Annotated in this window: 13 protein-coding genes; 5 read left to right on the forward strand and 8 right to left on the reverse strand. The window is 64.5% G+C overall.

The annotated features are described in order from the left end of the window. Positions 1 to 46 precede the first annotated feature (46 nt). The 5 genes from ASD80_RS12310 to ASD80_RS12330 all read left to right on the forward strand — a co-directional run bounded on the left by ASD80_RS12310 (position 47) and on the right by ASD80_RS12330 (position 7,000). Entirely contained in the window at positions 47 to 1,195 is a 1,149-nt protein-coding gene (locus ASD80_RS12310; RefSeq protein ID WP_162247354.1) for a 2-methylaconitate cis-trans isomerase PrpF family protein, read from the forward strand. Continuing rightward, positions 1,192 to 2,577 (forward strand): MmgE/PrpD family protein, encoded by a 1,386-nt coding sequence (locus tag ASD80_RS12315; RefSeq protein WP_056233205.1) that lies wholly within the window; start codon positions 1,192 to 1,194, stop codon positions 2,575 to 2,577. Before ASD80_RS12310 ends, ASD80_RS12315 begins: the two co-directional genes overlap by 4 nt. Beyond that, on the forward strand, positions 2,574 to 3,347 hold the full coding sequence (locus ASD80_RS12320) for an electron transfer flavoprotein subunit beta/FixA family protein (RefSeq protein WP_056233207.1): 774 nt from the start codon (positions 2,574 to 2,576) through the stop codon (positions 3,345 to 3,347). Before ASD80_RS12315 ends, ASD80_RS12320 begins: the two co-directional genes overlap by 4 nt. Continuing rightward, the gene (locus tag ASD80_RS12325) at positions 3,344 to 4,273 is read left to right on the forward strand and encodes an electron transfer flavoprotein subunit alpha/FixB family protein (RefSeq protein WP_056233209.1); all 930 of its coding nucleotides are present in this window, start codon (positions 3,344 to 3,346) and stop codon (positions 4,271 to 4,273) included. The genes ASD80_RS12320 and ASD80_RS12325 overlap by 4 nt, the downstream gene beginning before the upstream one ends. A 96-nt stretch (positions 4,274 to 4,369) precedes the next feature. Continuing rightward, positions 4,370 to 7,000: a CaiB/BaiF CoA-transferase family protein gene (locus ASD80_RS12330; RefSeq protein ID WP_200950307.1), complete on the forward strand. Its 2,631-nt coding sequence runs from the start codon at positions 4,370 to 4,372 to the stop codon at positions 6,998 to 7,000. A gap of 40 nt (positions 7,001 to 7,040) precedes the next feature. On the opposite strand, the gene ASD80_RS12335 is transcribed toward ASD80_RS12330, so the two are convergent. The 8 genes from ASD80_RS12335 to ASD80_RS12370 form a co-directional block, all read right to left on the reverse strand. Next, positions 7,041 to 8,651, reverse strand: a complete 1,611-nt coding sequence (locus ASD80_RS12335; protein WP_200950309.1) for an FAD-dependent oxidoreductase — start codon at positions 8,649 to 8,651, stop codon at positions 7,041 to 7,043. A gap of 44 nt (positions 8,652 to 8,695) precedes the next feature. Next, positions 8,696 to 10,051: an MFS transporter gene (locus tag ASD80_RS12340; RefSeq protein ID WP_056233213.1), complete on the reverse strand. Its 1,356-nt coding sequence runs from the start codon at positions 10,049 to 10,051 to the stop codon at positions 8,696 to 8,698. Next, the gene (locus tag ASD80_RS12345) at positions 10,048 to 10,917 is read right to left on the reverse strand and encodes an HpcH/HpaI aldolase/citrate lyase family protein (RefSeq protein WP_056233215.1); all 870 of its coding nucleotides are present in this window, start codon (positions 10,915 to 10,917) and stop codon (positions 10,048 to 10,050) included. Before ASD80_RS12345 ends, ASD80_RS12340 begins: the two co-directional genes overlap by 4 nt. 1 nt (position 10,918) lies before the next feature. Beyond that, complete coding sequence (prpB, locus tag ASD80_RS12350; protein ID WP_056233217.1) at positions 10,919 to 11,833, reverse strand: methylisocitrate lyase; 915 nt, start codon at positions 11,831 to 11,833, stop codon at positions 10,919 to 10,921. A gap of 68 nt (positions 11,834 to 11,901) precedes the next feature. Next, positions 11,902 to 13,410: a tripartite tricarboxylate transporter permease gene (locus ASD80_RS12355; RefSeq protein ID WP_056233219.1), complete on the reverse strand. Its 1,509-nt coding sequence runs from the start codon at positions 13,408 to 13,410 to the stop codon at positions 11,902 to 11,904. Beyond that, entirely contained in the window at positions 13,410 to 13,871 is a 462-nt protein-coding gene (locus ASD80_RS18520; RefSeq protein WP_162247355.1) for a tripartite tricarboxylate transporter TctB family protein, read from the reverse strand. Before ASD80_RS18520 ends, ASD80_RS12355 begins: the two co-directional genes overlap by 1 nt. 256 nt (positions 13,872 to 14,127) lie before the next feature. Next, positions 14,128 to 15,318, reverse strand: coding sequence for an acyl-CoA dehydrogenase family protein (locus tag ASD80_RS12365; RefSeq protein ID WP_056233489.1), 1,191 nt, complete (start codon positions 15,316 to 15,318; stop codon positions 14,128 to 14,130). Between the two features lie 274 nt (positions 15,319 to 15,592). Beyond that, the gene (locus tag ASD80_RS12370; RefSeq protein ID WP_082555265.1) at positions 15,593 to 16,957 is read right to left on the reverse strand and encodes an MFS transporter; all 1,365 of its coding nucleotides are present in this window, start codon (positions 16,955 to 16,957) and stop codon (positions 15,593 to 15,595) included. Between the last annotated feature and the right edge of the window lie 296 nt (positions 16,958 to 17,253).

A 17,253-nucleotide genomic window follows, 5' to 3' on the forward strand; every position in this document is an offset into this window, starting at 1 on the left:
GGGCGGTGTGCAGCATCGCCCGGTTCTCAGTCCCGAGAGATAGATGATGAGACAGCTCGATTTCGTTCTGATGCGCGGCGGCACCAGCAAGGGGGTCTTCCTGCGCGCCAGTGACGTGCCTGACGATCGCGAGGATTTGGCGAAACTGCTGCTCGCGGTCATGGGCAGCCCCGACCGGCGGCAGATCGACGGGCTGGGCGGTGCCGACAAGCTGACGAGCAAGGCTGCCATCATGGGCCCGCCCACGCGCGCCGACAGCGACGTGTCCTATCTGTTCGGGCAGGTCGGCATCACGGTTCCGCAGGTGGAATTCAACGTCAATTGCGGCAATCTCACTGCGGCGGCAGCCGTCTATGCCATCGAAGAAGGGCTGGTGGCGCCGCGCGAAGGCACGACACGGGTTCGCATCCATAACGTCAATACCGACAAGATCATCACCGCGGACGTGCCGGTCGCCAATAGCAAGCCGCTGGTCGCCGGAGACCTGGCGATCGATGGTGTGCCCGGAACAGGCGCGCCGATCGCGCTCAATTTCGGCGATGCCGCGGGCGCCATAACCGGGCAACTGCTGCCGCTGGGCGCCCCGCAATCCCTGCTTTCCGTGCCCGAACTGGGCGAAATACCCGTTTCCGTGGTGGATTGCGCCAATCTGGTGATCTTCGTCACGGCCGAGACGCTCGGTATGCGCGGGGCGGAGGCTCCCGATGAGGTGGATGGCAATGCCGCGTTGATCGGACGGATCAATGCCATCCGCCGGGCTGTCGCCCATCGTCTCGGCTTTGGGGAATATTTCGACAGCCGCCCCGCCGCCGCTACGCCATTCTGCGTGATTGTCAGCCCGCCGGCCGAGTATACCAGCTTCAGCACCGGCCGGCCGGTGCCCGCCGACAGCATGGATATCGTCTGCCGGCAATTTGCTGCCGGCTCGGTGAGCCGAGCCTATGCCGCCACGGTGACCGCCTGCACGGGCGTCGCCGCCAGGCTGAAAGGTAGCGTGCTGCATACTGTGCTCGCATCGTCGGCCCATGACCGGCCGAAGCTCCGCATCGGCCACCCATCGGGCACTATCGCGGTGGAAAGCAGCATTTCAGGCAGCGCCGACAACCCCAAGGTCGACAAAGCTCTCATCCTGCGCACCGCACGGCGGCTGGCCGAGGGCCGCACCTTTCTGCTCGACGGCACCTCCGAACCATGACCGCGCCCACGGCCAGCCAGCAAATCGCGTGCTTCAGCACCGGCTTCCGGCCGCAATCGCTCAGCGACCAGGCCCTGGATACCGTTCGCCGGGTCTGTCTCGATACGATCGGGGTGGCCGTTGGCGGCATGAACGAGCCCGCCACGATCCTCGCGCGGGACTATGCCTTCGGCCATAGCGGCCCGCTGAACGGCACCCTGTGGACAACCGGCCAGGCAATGCCGGTGGAACTGGCGGCCTTCGTCAATGCCATTGCCGGCCATGTGCTGGATTATGACGATGTGGTCGTGACCATGCGCGGCCATCCCAGCGTAGCGCTGCTACCGCCGATCCTGGCCCTTGCCGAGGCGCGCAATGTCAGTTTCGAAGTGCTGGCGGCCGCTTACAGCGTGGGTCTCGAAGTTGCCTGCAAGCTCGGTCGCGCCTTTGCCATCGACCACTACAAACGAGGCTGGCATGCCACCTCATCCATCGGCGTGATTGCCGCCACCGCGGGCTGCAGCACACTTCTTGGCCTCGATGAGGAACAGACCGTCCACGCCGTCGGCCTGGCCGTAGCCCAGGCCAGCGGGTTGCACGAGAATTTCGGCACCATGGCCAAATCCTTCCAGCCCGGCCATTGCGCCGCCGCCGCTGTTCGCTCCGTCCTTCTGGCTCAACGCGGCTTCACTGCGGCTGCCACGGCGCTCGACGGGCGCGCCGGCTATGCCAAGCTCTATGCCGAGGGCGCCGACCTGTCGGAGCAATTGTCCCGCCTGGGGGATTTTCCGCTCGAAATCGAGGCCGGCGGCGTCGATATCAAGCAATACCCCATGTGCGGCGGCGCCCACCGGGCCCTTGACGGCATATTGGACCTGCGCGTCGAGCACGGATTGGTCCTCGATCAGGTCGCCGACATTGTCGTTTCTGGCAGCAATGGCGGCTTCACCCCGTTGATCCACGACCGTCCGGTCACCGGGCTCACCGCCAAGTTCAGCATGCAATATGGCATGGCTGCCGCGCTGGCGGATGGGCAGATCGCGCTGTCCAGCTTCACGGACGACATGGTGATGCGGCCGGAAATCCAGGCCTTCTTCCCCCATGTCAGCAAGGTCGAGGCGGAAGGCACGCTGTTTCCGCGCTGGGTCAATCTGGACCTCCGCCTCAAGGACGGAAGGCGGTTGGAGAAGCGCGTGACCAGTCTGCGCGGCAGCGCGCAAATGCCGCTGACCGATGCTGCGCTCACCGCCAAGATCATCGACTGCTGCGCCTTTTCCGGCGCCGGCATCGATGGCGCATGCCTGGCTGAAACCCTGTTGTCGGCACAGCGGACGGAGGCCGTTGGCCCCCTTCTGGCGCGGGCGCTCGGGTGGCCGGCAGCCACAAACGGAGCTGAACCATGAGTCTCAAGATCATCGTGCCCGTCAAAAGGGTGGTCGAAGCCAGTGTCCGTATCCGCCTTCGTTCGGATGGCGGCGGCCCTGACATTGCCAATGCCAAGATGGCAATGAACCCGTTTGACGAGATCGCTCTCGAAGAGGCCGTGCGCCTGCGTGAACAAGGCCTTGCCGACGAGGTGCTGGCGGTCAGCATCGGGCCGCAGGCCGCGCAGGAGACCTTGCGGACGGCATTGGCGCTGGGCGCAGACCGGGCCGTGCTGGTGGAAACCGGCGCGGCGATCGAACCGCTGGCGATTGCCAGGATACTTGCCGCGATCGTCGCCGAAGAAGGGGCACACCTCGTCCTCATGGGCAAGCTCTCCATCGACGAGGACAACAACCAGACCGGCCCGATGCTGGCCGGATTGCTGGGCTGGGGACAGGCCAATTGCGCCTCCAACATCGCGCTTTCCCAAAACACCGCCCGCGTGACCTGCGAAACCGATGCTGGGCTGGAGACGCGCGATGTCCCCCTGCCCGCCGTCATCACCGCCGATCTGCGCCTCAACGAGCCGCGCTACCCATCCCTTCCCAACATCATGAAGGCCAAGAAGAAGCCGCTCGAAACGCGCCCGCTCGATGCTTTTGGCATCGACACCTCGCCCCGTCTCAGGCGCATGGAAATCCGTGAACCGCCCGAGCGGCAGGCGGGGCTGGTGGTGGAGTCGGTCGATGACCTGATCGCCCGGCTGCGGGAAGCCGATCTGATACCGTCCGGGAGGGCCGTACAATGACCATTCTTGTTCTGGCCGATCATCATGACGGCATGCTTGCGGGCACGGTGTCGCGCGTGGTGACGGCGGCGCGGGAAATCGGAGGCACCATCGACATTCTGGTTGCCGGCCACGATTGCGGGGCAATCGCCGCGGCGGCGGCCGAAATTGCGGGGGTGAACCGCGTGTTCTGCGCCGACGATCCACGCTACGAGCATGGGCCGGCCGAGCGGATTGCCGACCTGCTGGTCAGCCTGGCGCCCGGCTATGACGTGCTGATGGCTCCGGCCAGTTCCGCAGCCAAGGCGATCATGCCGCGCGTTGCCGCGATGCTGGACGTGATGCAGGTTTCCGAAATCGTGGCGGTGCGGGGGCCGGACAGGTTCGACCGGCGCATCTATGCCGGCAATGCCATCCTGACCGTCGAGGCGCAGGATTCATGCAAGGTGCTGACGGTGCGGGCATCGGCCTTTGCCGATGCCGGGCGCGGCGCGGCAGCGCCTATCGAACCCATTGCCCCGATCGAGGGCCCGGCGCTTTCGAGCTTCGTTTCGCTCGAAGCATCCCGCAGCGACCGTCCTGACCTGGCCACGGCGCGCGTCGTGGTGTCCGGTGGCCGGGCCTTGCGCAGCAAGGAGAGCTTTGCCGAGTTGATCCTGCCCCTGGCCGACAGACTGGAGGCCGCGGTCGGCGCATCCCGCGCGGCGGTGGATGCCAGCTTCGTCGGCAACGACGTTCAGGTCGGCCAGACCGGCAGGATCGTGGCGCCGGACCTCTATATCGCCTGTGGCATTTCCGGCGCCATCCAGCATCTGGCGGGGATGAAGGACAGCCGCGTCATCGTTGCCATCAACACTGACGCACAGGCACCGATCATGCGGCTGGCCGACTTTGCCCTCGTTGCCGATATTTTCGAGGCTCTGCCGGAGCTGACGCGAAAGCTGTAGCAGCCTGCCTGCCCCCGGACATGAGTGGCGCTCGCACAGGTGGCAACCCTATGGGCCCTTCCTATCCCAAGAATTTCTACAAGCGTGAGGACGACGATGAACAAGGCGGTGGCGGCGGCAGAAGCAACAGGCGCGAAAAGCGCCGCGGCGGCCAGCAAGGGCATGCTGGACGGCGTCCGTGTCATCGAGATCGCCGACGAAAGTGCCGAATATTGCGGCCTGCTGCTCGCTGGCCTTGGCGCGGACGTGATCAAGATCGAACCGCCTGGTGGCAGCGCCACACGGCGCATCGGCCCGTTTTTTGACGATGAGGCCCATCCCGACCGGTCCCTGCATTTCTGGAACTACAATCGCGGCAAGAAGTCCGTCATCCTCGACCTGGCTGCCGGGGCGGACCGGAACCGGCTGCTCCTGCTGCTCGAAGGCGCCGACGTGCTGCTCGATTCCACCAGAGGCGGCATTGCCGGCGCGCTGGGCATGACACGCGCCGAGCTGCTGGCCCGGTTTCCGGGCCTCGTCCTGTCGCGCATGACGCCCTTTGGCGATGCCGGGCCGTGGAAGGACTATGCCGGCTCTGACCTGGTGCATCTGGCGCTTGGCGGGGTGATGATGAATTGCGGCTACGACCCCGACCCCGATGGCCGCTACGAGCTGGCGCCGATCGCGCCGCAGGCCTGGCAGGCCTATCACATTGCCGGCGAACAACTGGCGATTGCCATCGTGGCGGCATTGCTGGCGCGCCGGCGCGACGGCAAGGGCCAGGATGTGTCCTGCGCTATCCACGACGCGGTGGCCAAGAATACCGAGCTGGATCTGATGTATTGGGTCATGCGGCGGGTGCCGCTCTATCGCCAGACCGGGCGCCATGCGCGCGAAAAGATCGATCCGGTGCCCACGATCAGCCAGACCAGTGACGGCCGGTGGTTCCTGACCTGGATCGCCGCGCGGCAGAACCAGGATGAAATCGTCGACTTCTTCGCCCGTCATGGCTTCACCGAAGGCGTGCGCGAGGCCCTGCCCCGGCCGCCGTCGAATGCGCGGCCAGTGGTGGGCGGGCGCGACATTCCCGGCACCGGCGAGACCGATGAACGCGCCGTGGCGCTGGACGCCATCATACGCGATTTCACGCGCAGCTTCACCGCCGAGGACATGCCCTGGCGGGAGGCGCAGGATGTGGGCCTGCTCTGGTCTCCCTTGCGTAAGCCACATGAGGCCGCCGACGACCCGCACTGGCTGGAGCGCCAGACCCTGGCGGAGGTGGACCATCCCGAACTGGGCCGCAGCTTCCGCTATGTCACCAGCAAATGGCTGAGCAATGCCACTGCCTGGCAGGTCGGCCGCCGGGCGCCGCTGCTGGGCGAGGATACGACCGCCGTCCTCGGCGCGCCGATCGTTCCGGCGCGCGTGGAGCCCGCGTTGCGCAAGACGGAGCCGCTGCGCCTGGCTGCAAATGGCAAGCCCTTTGCGCTGCAGAATATCCGTATCCTGGATTTCTCCTGGTTCCTGGCTTCGGCAGGCGGCACGCGGTTCATGGCCGGGCTGGGCGCGGAATGCCTCAAGGTGGAGTGGAAGGGCAATCCGGACACGCGCTTTGCAGCCATGGCGCCGGTGGGTGGCCGCGCCGCCCGCGCCGTCGCTACCGGTCCGTTGCCAGGCGAGACCGACCCCAGCATGGGCGGGCAGTTCAACAACAAGAATTCCGGCAAGCGTGGCTTTTCGCTCAATATCAAGCATCCCAGGGGACTGGATATCGCCAAGCGGCTGGTGGCCATGTCCGACGTGGTGGCGGAGGGCTTTTCCCCCGGCGTTCTCGAGCGGCTTGGCCTGGGCTATGACGTGATGCGCCAGATCAAGCCGGATATCATCTATGTGCAGCAATCCGGCATGGGCACGCGCGGCAGCTATGGGCGCATGCGCACGGTGGGCCCGGTAGCGGCTGCCTTTGCGGGCGTTTCGGAAATGTCGGGCATGCCCGAGCCAGCCATGCCCACCGGCTGGGGCTATTCTTTCCTCGACTGGATGGGCGCCTATGGCTTCGCCTTGGCAACATTGGGCGCGCTCTATCATCGAGAGCGCACCGGGGAGGGCCAATGGATCGATTCCTCGCAATGCGAAAGCGGCATCTTCCTCAATGGCACGGCCATTCTGGACTGGTCGGTCAATGGGCGCGTTACCAGGCGCACCGGCAATCGTTCGCTTCACAAACCGGCGGCACCGCACGGCGCTTTCCGCTGTGCGGGCACTGACCGCTGGCTGGCCATCGCCTGTTTTACCGAGACCGAATGGATGGCGTTGGCCAATGTAGCCGGGCGGCCGCAATGGCTGGCCGATCCCCGTTTTGCCACGCTCGATGCGCGACTGGCCAACCAGGATGCGCTGGAGACCGAAGTCACGGCCTGGACCAGCGGCGAGGACGCCTTTGCCCTCATGCACCGGCTGCAGGCGGCGGGCGTGCCGGCCGGCGTCTGCCAGACGGCGCAGGACAAGATCGAGCGCGATCCGCAACTGGCGGCGCTGGACTGGCTGACCGAGGTCACCGGCACCAGGATAGGCCGCTGGCCGGTGGCGGAACTGCCGATGAAATTCAGCCGAAGCACCGCCCATATCGGCGGCGTTACCGAGCGCGGGGCGCCCATGTATGGCGAGGACAATGTCTATGTCCTGCGCGACCTGCTGGGGTTCGACGAGGCCGATATCCGCAAGCTGGCCGAAGAAGACGTGATCTAGGCCGTGGCGGGCGATCGGGTCGATCGCCCGCCACGGCTGACTAAAGCGCGGATTCGGCGGCGGCGTTGCGGCCGGCGACCCGGCCGAAGGTGATGCATTCGGCCAGGTTGCCACCCCCCTGATAGACGAACTGGAAAACCGAGGCGATTTCGCCGGCGGTATAGAGCCGTGCAATTGGCTCGTCCTGCCAATCGAGCACCTGCCGCCTGGCATTGGCCCGCAGGCCGCCCTTGGTGTTGGGGCCACCCATATAGAGCGGGATGGCATAGAATGGCGCCTTGGCGACCGGCCCCAACGTGTCGGACTGGCGCTGGAAATCGGGATCGGCGCCGGCAGCGCAATAGCTGTTATAGGCGGTGACCGTCGTGGCGAGGCGCTCGGTCTCCATCCGGCCGTGATTGTCCGGATGCTCCCGGATGCGGGCGGCCAGGTCTTCGATGGTTTCGGCCTGCAATATCCAGCCCTTTTCGAGTGCCAGCCGATTGTCGCTTCCCCATTCGACGGCATTGTAGGAGGCGACCACGAGATTGACGACCGGCCCTGCCTCCATCAGCGTCGCATCGAAGATCATCCATGAGGGAATGCGCGGATAGGTCAGGTTGACCGTGTCGAACTGCAGGGCTTCCTTGTAGAAGAAATAGCGGCTCGGATCCTTGGTGATGCGCCGCTCCGCGGCATAGCGGCTGCCGTAATTGTCGACGACGATTTCGTTCGGCTTGCCGATGCCCGTGGTATTGAGGCCGACCTTGAGCCCATTGCGCCGCTCCGGCACGGCGGCAATGACACGGGCGGCGACGCTGCTGGCCTTGGTGAGGCCCGCCCCGGCGCGCAGCGCCATTTCGATGCCGTCGCCGGTATTGGCCGAGGTGCCGTAAAAGGCCCAGGCTTCTGCACCCGGCCCGTCGAGAAAGGCCTGCCGCATGCGGCGATTATATTCATAGCCACCGCAGGTCAGCACCACGCCGCGGCGAGCACGGTAAATCACCGTGTTTCCGTCGCGTTCCGCCTTCACCCCGACGACTGCGCCGGCCTCATCGAGGATCAGCGAGCGCGCACGAATGCCATAATGGACCGGGATATTGCGGGTCGCCAGGCCAGTGACCATGCAGGCATGGAATGCCTCGCCATTCTCCTGTTCGGACCGCGTATGGGACAGAGCCGGCGTATTCTTGTCGCCCCAGCCAGGGCCGACCCAACCGTCATTGTTTCCCGAATAGGTGCTCCGCATCACCGAATATCCGGATTCGGCGGCACCGGGAAAATGCCTGAAGGCGGCCGCGCCGACTTCCACCGAATTGAATTGCGGGTCCAGCCGGCGCATGAAGGCGTCATTGTCCGGCGCAAGGTCCGCCCAGAGCTGGGCATGGTCATCGGCAAAATCATGGATCTCTCCGTCCAGGTGATTGCCGATGTTTTCGCCGCTGAACATGGCCCTGGCGTAAGCCTTGAGCGCTTTGCGGTCGCCGTCGGGGCGCGGGCTGTGATAGCCGCCGCCGCTCATGCGTGAATTGGAATAGTGGGCGTCCTGCGGCTGCTTTTCGATGATCAGCACCTCGGCGCCGGCATCGTGCGCCTCGATGGCGGAGCAGCCCCCGGCGGCACCGAATCCCACCACGATCACATCGGCTTCATAAATGGTTTGCGTGCCCAATATCCCCTCCATCATTCATCTTAACCATCTGATAGTTCTAGCTTTTAGGTGACGTTGATATTGCCGCGCCGCATGATGCTCAGCGTGGCGCCAGTGAGCGAGACGCCGACCCCGATCATCAGAGCCACGGCCGGGCCGATGCCCGAGGCCAGGACCATGGTGGCCAGCGCCGTGCCGATGGATTGCCCCAGCAATCTGGCCGTGCCCTGCATGCCGCTGGCCGCGGCGCTGCGGGAGCGGGGCGCCGAGCCGATCAGCAGGCGATTGTTCGGAGATTGAAAAAGCCCGAACCCCGCCCCGCAGAACATCATGCGCCAGACGACGTCGGCCATGTGGGGATGGGGCGGCAATACGGCCATCGCGGCCAGGCCGAAGGCCAGCAGCAGCATGCCCGCCAGACCCAGGCGTCCTGGCGGGAAGCGGTCGGCAAGCATGCCGGCGAGAGGCGCCATGCAGACGATGGCCAAAGGCCAGGCGGCAAAGAGCATTCCCGCTTCGAGCACCGAAAAATCCAGCACCTGCTGCAGATAGAAGGGCAGCGAAACGAAGGTCAGCATCTGGGCACAGAAGACGCAGACCCCGGCCCCTACCGAAAGCGCGAAAACGGGATTGCCCAGCAGGTCGAGCGGCAGCAGGGGCGAGGTCCGCCCGCGCTGCCGCTTGACCAGCAAAATGCCCGCAACGAGCCCGGCCACCAGCAAGGCCAGTACCAGGGTATAGGGCCACGAATGGCCCAGCCCGCTCAGCCCCAGCAGTACGCCGCCGAAAGCGGCGGCGCTGAAAACGGCGCTGATGCTATCAAAGCGGTCGGCGCCCCGCTCGATATTGGGCAGGGCGAAAAGTCCCACGAGGAAAGCGCAAAGGCCGACAATGACGGTCAAGCCGAACACGGCCTGCCAGGAAGCGATGGAAATGATCGCTCCGGCGAGGCTTGGCCCCAATGTGGCCGCCAGCGCCACCACGGTCGCATTGAAGCCGAAAGCGCGCCCCAGTCTGTCCGGCGCTACGATATGCCGGATCAGGGACAAGTTGACGCAAGTGACGCAGGCCGCTCCCAGCCCCTGCACGGCACGCGCCGCGATCACCCAGCCGAAGGATGGCGCCAGGGCACTGAGCAGCGCCATGCTGGCCAGCAGGGCCAGTCCGGTCAGGTAGAGCCGTTTCTGCCTCACCACATCCCCGAGTGCTGCCAAAGGCAGCATGGCGGCGATCACGGTGAGTTGGTAGGCGTTGACCACCCAGGTCGTGGTCGCGTCCGACAGCGCAAATTCCCGCCCGATGGTGGGCAGGGCCACGGTGATGCCGATGCCGTCGAAAACCGCGGTGGAAATGCCCAGCATGACGGCGAGGAACGCATAGCGACTGACTTTGTGCCCAGGCTCGAGCGCGTCCGTTTTCACGCCAGATCATCGGGGAGTGACATAGCCTGCCCCGCCTCCCGCAAAATCGCCTCGGCCATCGGCAGATGCAGCCGTTCCACCATGGCGCCATCGATCGACAGGACATTGGATTGCGCTGCATCGGGCGCCGCAAAGGCGGCGACCACCGCCTTGGCCCAGGCAATATCGCTGGCGCCGGGGCGGAAGGCGTCATTGGCCGGTTGCACCTGTGACGGATGGATCAAGGTCTTGCCGTCAAAGCCCATCTGCGCCGCCTGCGCGCATTCGCGGACGAAGCCGGCCTCGTCCCGGAAGGCGTTGTAGACGCCGTCCAGCACGGTCAGGCCGAATGCCTTGCCGGCCAGAACAACCTGCATCAGCCAGGGCAGCAGGTATTGACGATCCTGTCCCGGCGAGATGCCAGTGGTGCGGATCAGGTCGTTGGGGCCGACGATGAGTGCCGCCAGCGGCAGGTGCCCGGCGGCGGCGGCAATCGAACCGGCCTGGAGCACCGCACGCGGCGTCTCGAGCATGGCCCAGAGCGGCAGGCCCGCCGGGGCAGCGGCAGCCAGATGCTCGACGCTTTCCACCTTGGGCAGAACGATGCCCGCGGCACCCCTTGCCGCTTCCATATCGGCAGCGAAATCCAGGCTGCCCACGGGATTGATGCGCAGCAGCACCTCGCCGGCCGCAAAGGCGCCGCTGCTTATGGCCTCGACCGCATTGCGCCGCGCCTGGGCCTTTTGCCCGTCGGCCACGGAATCCTCGATATCCAGGATAACCACGTCGGCCGGCAGCCCTCTCGCCTTCTCGATGGCGCGGAGGTTTGCGCCAGGGACGAACAACACGCTGCGGCGGCGCCGCCTCATCACACCAACTGGGGTCATTTCAGTGCTGCGGGCCGGGGACGAGTGAGGCGACGATCGAAGCATCGAGCGCTTCATAGGCATTGAGCCCGATAAGATCGTAGAGCTCCTGGCGGGTTTGCATGGCCTGCAGCATCGGCTGGGTGCTGCCGAGCTGCGCGATGGTATCGTAGAGCGCCTGCTGCGCCTTGTTGGCGACACGCAGCGACGAGACCGGCCAGATCACCATGCGGTAGCCCATTGCCTCGAATTCGGCGGCCGTGAAGAACGGCGTGCGGCCGAATTCGGTCATGTTGGCCAGCAACGGGACATTGGGCAACCGGCGGGCAAATTCCCGGAACATTTCCGCGCTGGTCAGGGCCTCCGGGAAGATCGCGTCGGCGCCCGCTTCCAGATAGAGCCGCGCACGGGCGACGGCCCCGTCCATGCCTTCGCTTGCCGCGGCGTCAGTTCGGGCAATGAGGTAGAGATGCCGCCGGGCCCGGGCCGCTGCCGCAACCTTTGCCGCCATGTCCCGGGCATCGGCGAGTTTCTTGTCGTTGAGATGCCCGCATTTCTTGGGCAACAATTGATCTTCGATATGTACGGCGCCGGCGCCCGCGGCTTCGAAGACGCGCACCATATGCATGACGTTAAGCGCCTCGCCATAGCCCGTATCGCCGTCGACCAGCACCGGCAAGCCGCTGGCTCTTTCCAGCTGCCGGATGAAAAAGCTCACCTCGTCGACCGTGATGATCCCCAGATCGGGCAGTCCCATCTGCGCGGTCATCGCCGCGCCGGAGAGGTAGAGCGCCGCAAAACCCGCCGCCTTGGCCTGCAATGCCGCCATGCCGTTATGCGCTCCGGGCAGCGGCAGGATGCCTGCGTGCTCCACCAGGGCACGAAAGCGTATGCCGGCCGGCTCCGCCGGCAGGTCCCGGGCGACGAGATAGGGCATGGTCAGGCTCCGCTGTTGAAGAAGAGAGGAGGGCAAATGGGCGACCCCCGAGGGACCGCCCATTCCCGTCAGGCCGTGGCCTGTTCCCGTGACCGGCGACGGCGCGCCGTCGACCAGATCGACCAGACCAGGAGAGCCGCCGAGATCACCATGATTGTGCCGCTGATCGGCCGGTCGAAGAAAGTCATCGGATTGCCGTTGGACAGCAGCAGGGCGCGCCGGAAATTCTCTTCCAGCATCGGGCCGAGCACGAATCCCAGGATCAGCGGTGCCACCGGGAAATCGAGCATGCGCAACACATAGCCCAGGACCGCGAAGACCAGCACGAGCCAGATGTCGGTGGGACTGTAGTTGACGCTGAACACGCCGATGCAGACGAAGACCAGAACCGCAGGATAGAGCAGCTTGCTGGGGATCTTGAGGATACGAACCCACAGGCTGATCAGCGGGATGTTGAGCAAGAGCAGCATGATATTGCCCACCCAGAAGCTCATGACCAGGCCCCAGAACAGCTCGGGCTGTTCCTTGATGAGCAATGGTCCGGGCGTGATACCGTTGATCATCAGCACGCCCAGCATGATCGCCATGGTGGCGCTGCCGGGAATGCCGAGGGTCATGGTAGGGATGAACGCAGCCTGATCGGCGGCATTGTTGGCCGTTTCGGGAGCCACGACGCCTTCGATGGCGCCCTTGCCGAAACGTTCCGGCTCCTTGGCAACCCGCTTTTCCACCGCATAGGCCACGAAGGATGCTATCAGCCCGCCAGTGCCGGGCAGCGTGCCGAAAAAGGCGCCGATGCCCGAGCCGCGCGCCATCGGTCCCCAGGAGCGCCGGATGTCGTCGCGTGTCGGAATCATCGAACGCAGCGAAACGTCCTGCACGGTCTTGCCGGAGTCCTTGGCGGAGGCGGCAAACACGATTTCGGTGACCCCGAACAGGCCCATGGCCAGGGCAACGAGGCTGATGCCATCCATGAGGTCGAGCACGCCAAAGCCGAAGCGCCAGATGCCGCTATTGAGGTCGGTACCGACCAGGCCGAAGGAGACGCCCAGCATGACCGAGGCCAGGCCCTTGACGGTCGACCCCTCCGACATGGTGGAGGCCACCACGAAACCCATGAGCATGAGCGAGAAGAATTCGGCGGCGCCGAACCGCAGCGCGTTTTCGGCAATGACCGGCGAGAACAGCATCATGAGCAGAATGCCGAAACTTCCCCCCACGAAAGAGCCGGCGGCCGACATGAACAGCGCGACGCCTGCCCTGCCATTGTTCGACATGGGATAGCCATCCAGGCAGGCCACCGCATTGGCGGGCGTGCCCGGAAGGTTGAGCAGGATGGAGGCGATGGAGCCGCCATAGGCCGTGCCATAGTAGATGCCGGCCAGCATCACGAGGGCCGAAGTCGCATCCATATGATAGGTCATGGGAAACAGCAGCGACACGGCCACCAGCGTTCCGATGCCGGGGATCATGCCCAGCAGCGTGCCCAGGAACACGCCAACAAGGCAGAATGTGAGATTGGTCAGGGTAAGCGCCGTGCTGAGACCAAGGAGCACATTGCCGAAAAGATCAGTCATCAGAAGGGCCACGCAATAATTTCAAAGCGGAGTTTGAGGCCATAATGGAAGATGCCGACGGTCAGGACGGCAATCGCCACGGCAAGCAGCACAGTCGCCCGCAACCCCAGGCGCTCCGCGGCAAAGCTCGATATGGCGGTCATCACGATGATGGAGGGAATGAGGCCGAAGGGCTCGATGAGCAGGGCAAAAGCCGCAACCGAGCCGAGCACGGATAACAGGGGCCGCCAATCGACGTGAAATTCGGTGCCTTCGCTGCCGATGGCGTTGAAAATGACGAAGATGCTGAGCAGCGAGAGAACGCCGCCAATCAATACCGGGAACATTCCCGGTCCCATGTAAGACAGCGTGCCGAGCTGGTAATTTCCCAAAGTGTATATAACGAGACTGACACTATAGATCAGCAGGACAGCGCCCCCGACAAACGACCGTTTGTCGCCTATTTTTGAAACCCAGCTCAAATGCTCCTCCTTTGAGAAATCGAGCGAAATCCTATCGCGGCGCTTGTCGCGCTCTCTGTCAAAGCTGACGTCCGGTCGCAGCGGAGTTGCTAATCGCTGCCCGCGACCGCGAACGCTCCGTTGCCGACCTTCTCACGTCGATGCGCCCTTTGCGCATCGGCAAAAAGGCTAGCACTGCCCAAAAATGCTGGAAAAGGATGATTTGGCGGGAGTCGGATGACATTTAGTCATGCCTGTCGCTGCCCGCCTTGCCCGGTCAGAGCACCGGCTGCCCGTTGCGCAGCAGGTCGCGCGCAATGGTCCAGCGATGAATTTCGCTGGCGCCCTCGACAATGCGCTGCACGCGATAGGCCCGATAGATATATTCGATCGGCGATTCCTTGCTCAGCCCCATGCCACCCAGCAGCTGCACGGCGCGATCGGCCACCCGTCCGATCATCTCGCTTGCCTGGAGCTTGACCATGGAGGCCTCGCGGCGCACATCCTTTTCGCCGCTATCGATGCGCCAAGCCAACCTGTAGGCCAGCAGGCGGCACATCTCCATTTCCTGGTGACTGTCGGCGATCCACCATTGCACGGCCTGCCGTTCGGCCAGTTTCTGGCCGAAGGTCGAGCGGTTGTTGGCATGCTCGAGCATGATATCGAGGCACCGCCGCGCGGCGCCCAGCGCCTTTGCGGCGATTTCCATGCGGCGGATACCGAGCCGGTTCTGTAGCGGAATGAAGGCGTCGCCGACCTCACCGAGCACCTGCTCATCGCCCAGTTCAACATTGTCGAAATGAATGCCGAAGGTCAGGTATTCCCCGGCAATGGTCGGATAGGACGACGGGATCGTTACGCCGGGCGTGTTCTTGTCGACCAGAAATGCCGTCATGCCGCCGCGCTGGCGCTTGTCAGGGTCGGTCACGGCAATGACGATCATGAAATCGGCGCTCATCAGGTGGCTGATGAAGATCTTTTCGCCATTGAGTATCCACTTGCCGTTGCGCCGCTCGGCCCTTGTGCTCATGCCCCCGATATCGGAGCCGGCGCCCGGTTCGGTGAGGGCCAGGCATGACTTTTTCTCGCCCTTGCCATAGGGGATCAGATAGCGCTCGATCTGCTCGCCCTTGCAGCAGGACTTGAGGAAATGCAGGTTCGGACTGTCCGGCGCCAGGGTCAGGGGCACCACCGAATAGCGTAACTGCTCGATCACTGTCAGCTTGGTAAGTGCGCCCAGATCCTGGCCGCCGAATTCTTCGGGCAGGTCGATGCCCCAAAGGCCCAGCGCCTTGGCCTTTTCCTGCAGGTCCGCTTCCACCTCGGGTGGCACCAACGGCTGCGCCGTTCCGGCAATCGCTGCTTCGCGGCGCAGGATCATCGGCTCCAGCGGGAGCAATTCGTTCTTCACAAAGCGCTGAACGACATCCCTGATCATCTTGTTGTCGTCGGACAGTTCGAAATCCATCTGCGCCTCCATTCCCTACGCTTATTGAGACGGCACCAAACTGTGCCGCCGTTCTCGCGGATGGAGGGAGAAAGGACGTGACGGGTCAAACGATAAAACACCGGTGCAGGATGACTATAGGTCACGGCCGCCGGCGGCAGATGGCCGAGAATGAACCGGGGCTACCGGGGGCACACGGCTGCCCAGGGGCGAAACGGGCGTCTCCAGCAAGGCCGCCGCCGGCCATGGGATTGGCCAACCCGGAACGACCTGAAGCCGCGTTGAAAGCGTCGCGCTAACTACGCACCTTGGAACCGGCGGGTACGGACCTGCCGGCGATTTCGTCGCCGGCATCGCGCGGCAGCCGGAACAGCAGGATCGTCGATGCGCAGGCGAAGAGGGCCATCAGACCGACGGCCACCTGAAGGTCGAACAATGTCATGGCGTCGCCGCCGCGGAACCATTGCGAGAGCTTGAGGGCCAGCGTGGCGACAGCCACGGCCAGCACCATGGTCATCTGCTGCACTATGCTGATCAGCGTACTGGCCACGCCACGGCGAGCGCCGTCGATATCGGCAAAGGCGACGCTGCTCAACGCGGTAAACTCCATCGAGCGGCTGAGCCCGGAAAACGCCAGGAGCGCCACAATCGCCCAGATGGGGACAAACGGCACCAGCGCGGCGCAGGCGGCGATGAGAAGAGCAGAGATGGCACCGTTGAGGATCAGAACCCCCCGAAAGCCAAAACGACGCAGGATCGGCGTCGTCACGGACTTCATCGCCATGTTGCCGATAAAGTAAGCGAGCATCAGGGAGCCAGCCTGCAGCGGATCGTAGCCAAGGCCGACCTGCAGCAACAAGGGCAGGAGGAATGGCATGGCATCGACAGCCATGCGCATGTACGAACCGCCCGAGATCGTCGAGCGGGAAAAGGTGGGGATGCGGAAGGGTTCGAGGCTGAGGAGCGGCGTCGGTGTCGACATCAGGTGACGTATGGCGGCAACGCTGCCGACCACGCCGAGGACTGCCATGCCAAGCGGCAGCCATGGATGTGCACTTCCCTGGACGAAGAGTTCGAGGCCAACGAGCAGTGTTCCGAGGCCTGCTGCGGAGAGCAGGAACCCCTGCCAGTCGAAGGGCCGAGGCTGGCCCCTTCCGTGGTCCGGGACCAGCAGCAAGACCAACGAGAAACCGACCAGTCCCAGTGGCAGGTTGAGCAGGAAATTGTAGCGCCAGGAGAAATAGGTGGTGATCGCGCCCCCAAGCACCGGCCCCAGGACCGGTGCAGCCAGGGCGGGCCAGATCATGGCGGCCAGGACGTGGATGACCTCGTCCTTGGATGCCCTGTCGAGAACAATCGCCCGGCCGACCGGAACCATGAAGGCGCCACCAATCCCCTGCACAATCCGAGCCATAACGAACTGAGGCAGGTCCTGCGCCAGACCGCAGGCCAATGAGGCGACGGTGAAGATGGCGATGGCGCCGAGAAAGACACGGACAGGCCCGAACCTGTCGGCAAGCCAGGACGACATCGGCATGAAGATTGCGGCGGACAGGAGATAGGACGTCACGCCGATGCTCATGGAAAGCGTCGGCACCCCTAGCTCCTGCGCCATAACGGGCAAGGAGGTGGTGATGATGGCTCCGTCGAGCAGTTGCATGAAGATTACGCCGGCCACAATGAAGGCAACGGTCCGGGCGGAAATGGCTTCTCTCACTTTTGTCCGAGCGCTCTCTCGATTGTGCCGACTGAGGCGTAGATCTGTTTCTAGAAGACCCAGCCGTCCATCAGCTTCCTTGCCGTGCGCAGGATGCCGGCACCGACGAGGTCGCCTTCGTTCCCCAGCCGCGCGACCACCGCGCTGGCGTCGGTCGACATTCAGGCCATCCTCGACGATCGGGAGCCCCGATCTGCCTCCCTCCCCCTTGAGGGGAGGGATTGAGGGTGGGGGTGTCG

The organism is Devosia sp. Root635, assembly GCF_001427605.1.
Lineage (GTDB): Bacteria > Pseudomonadota > Alphaproteobacteria > Rhizobiales > Devosiaceae > Devosia.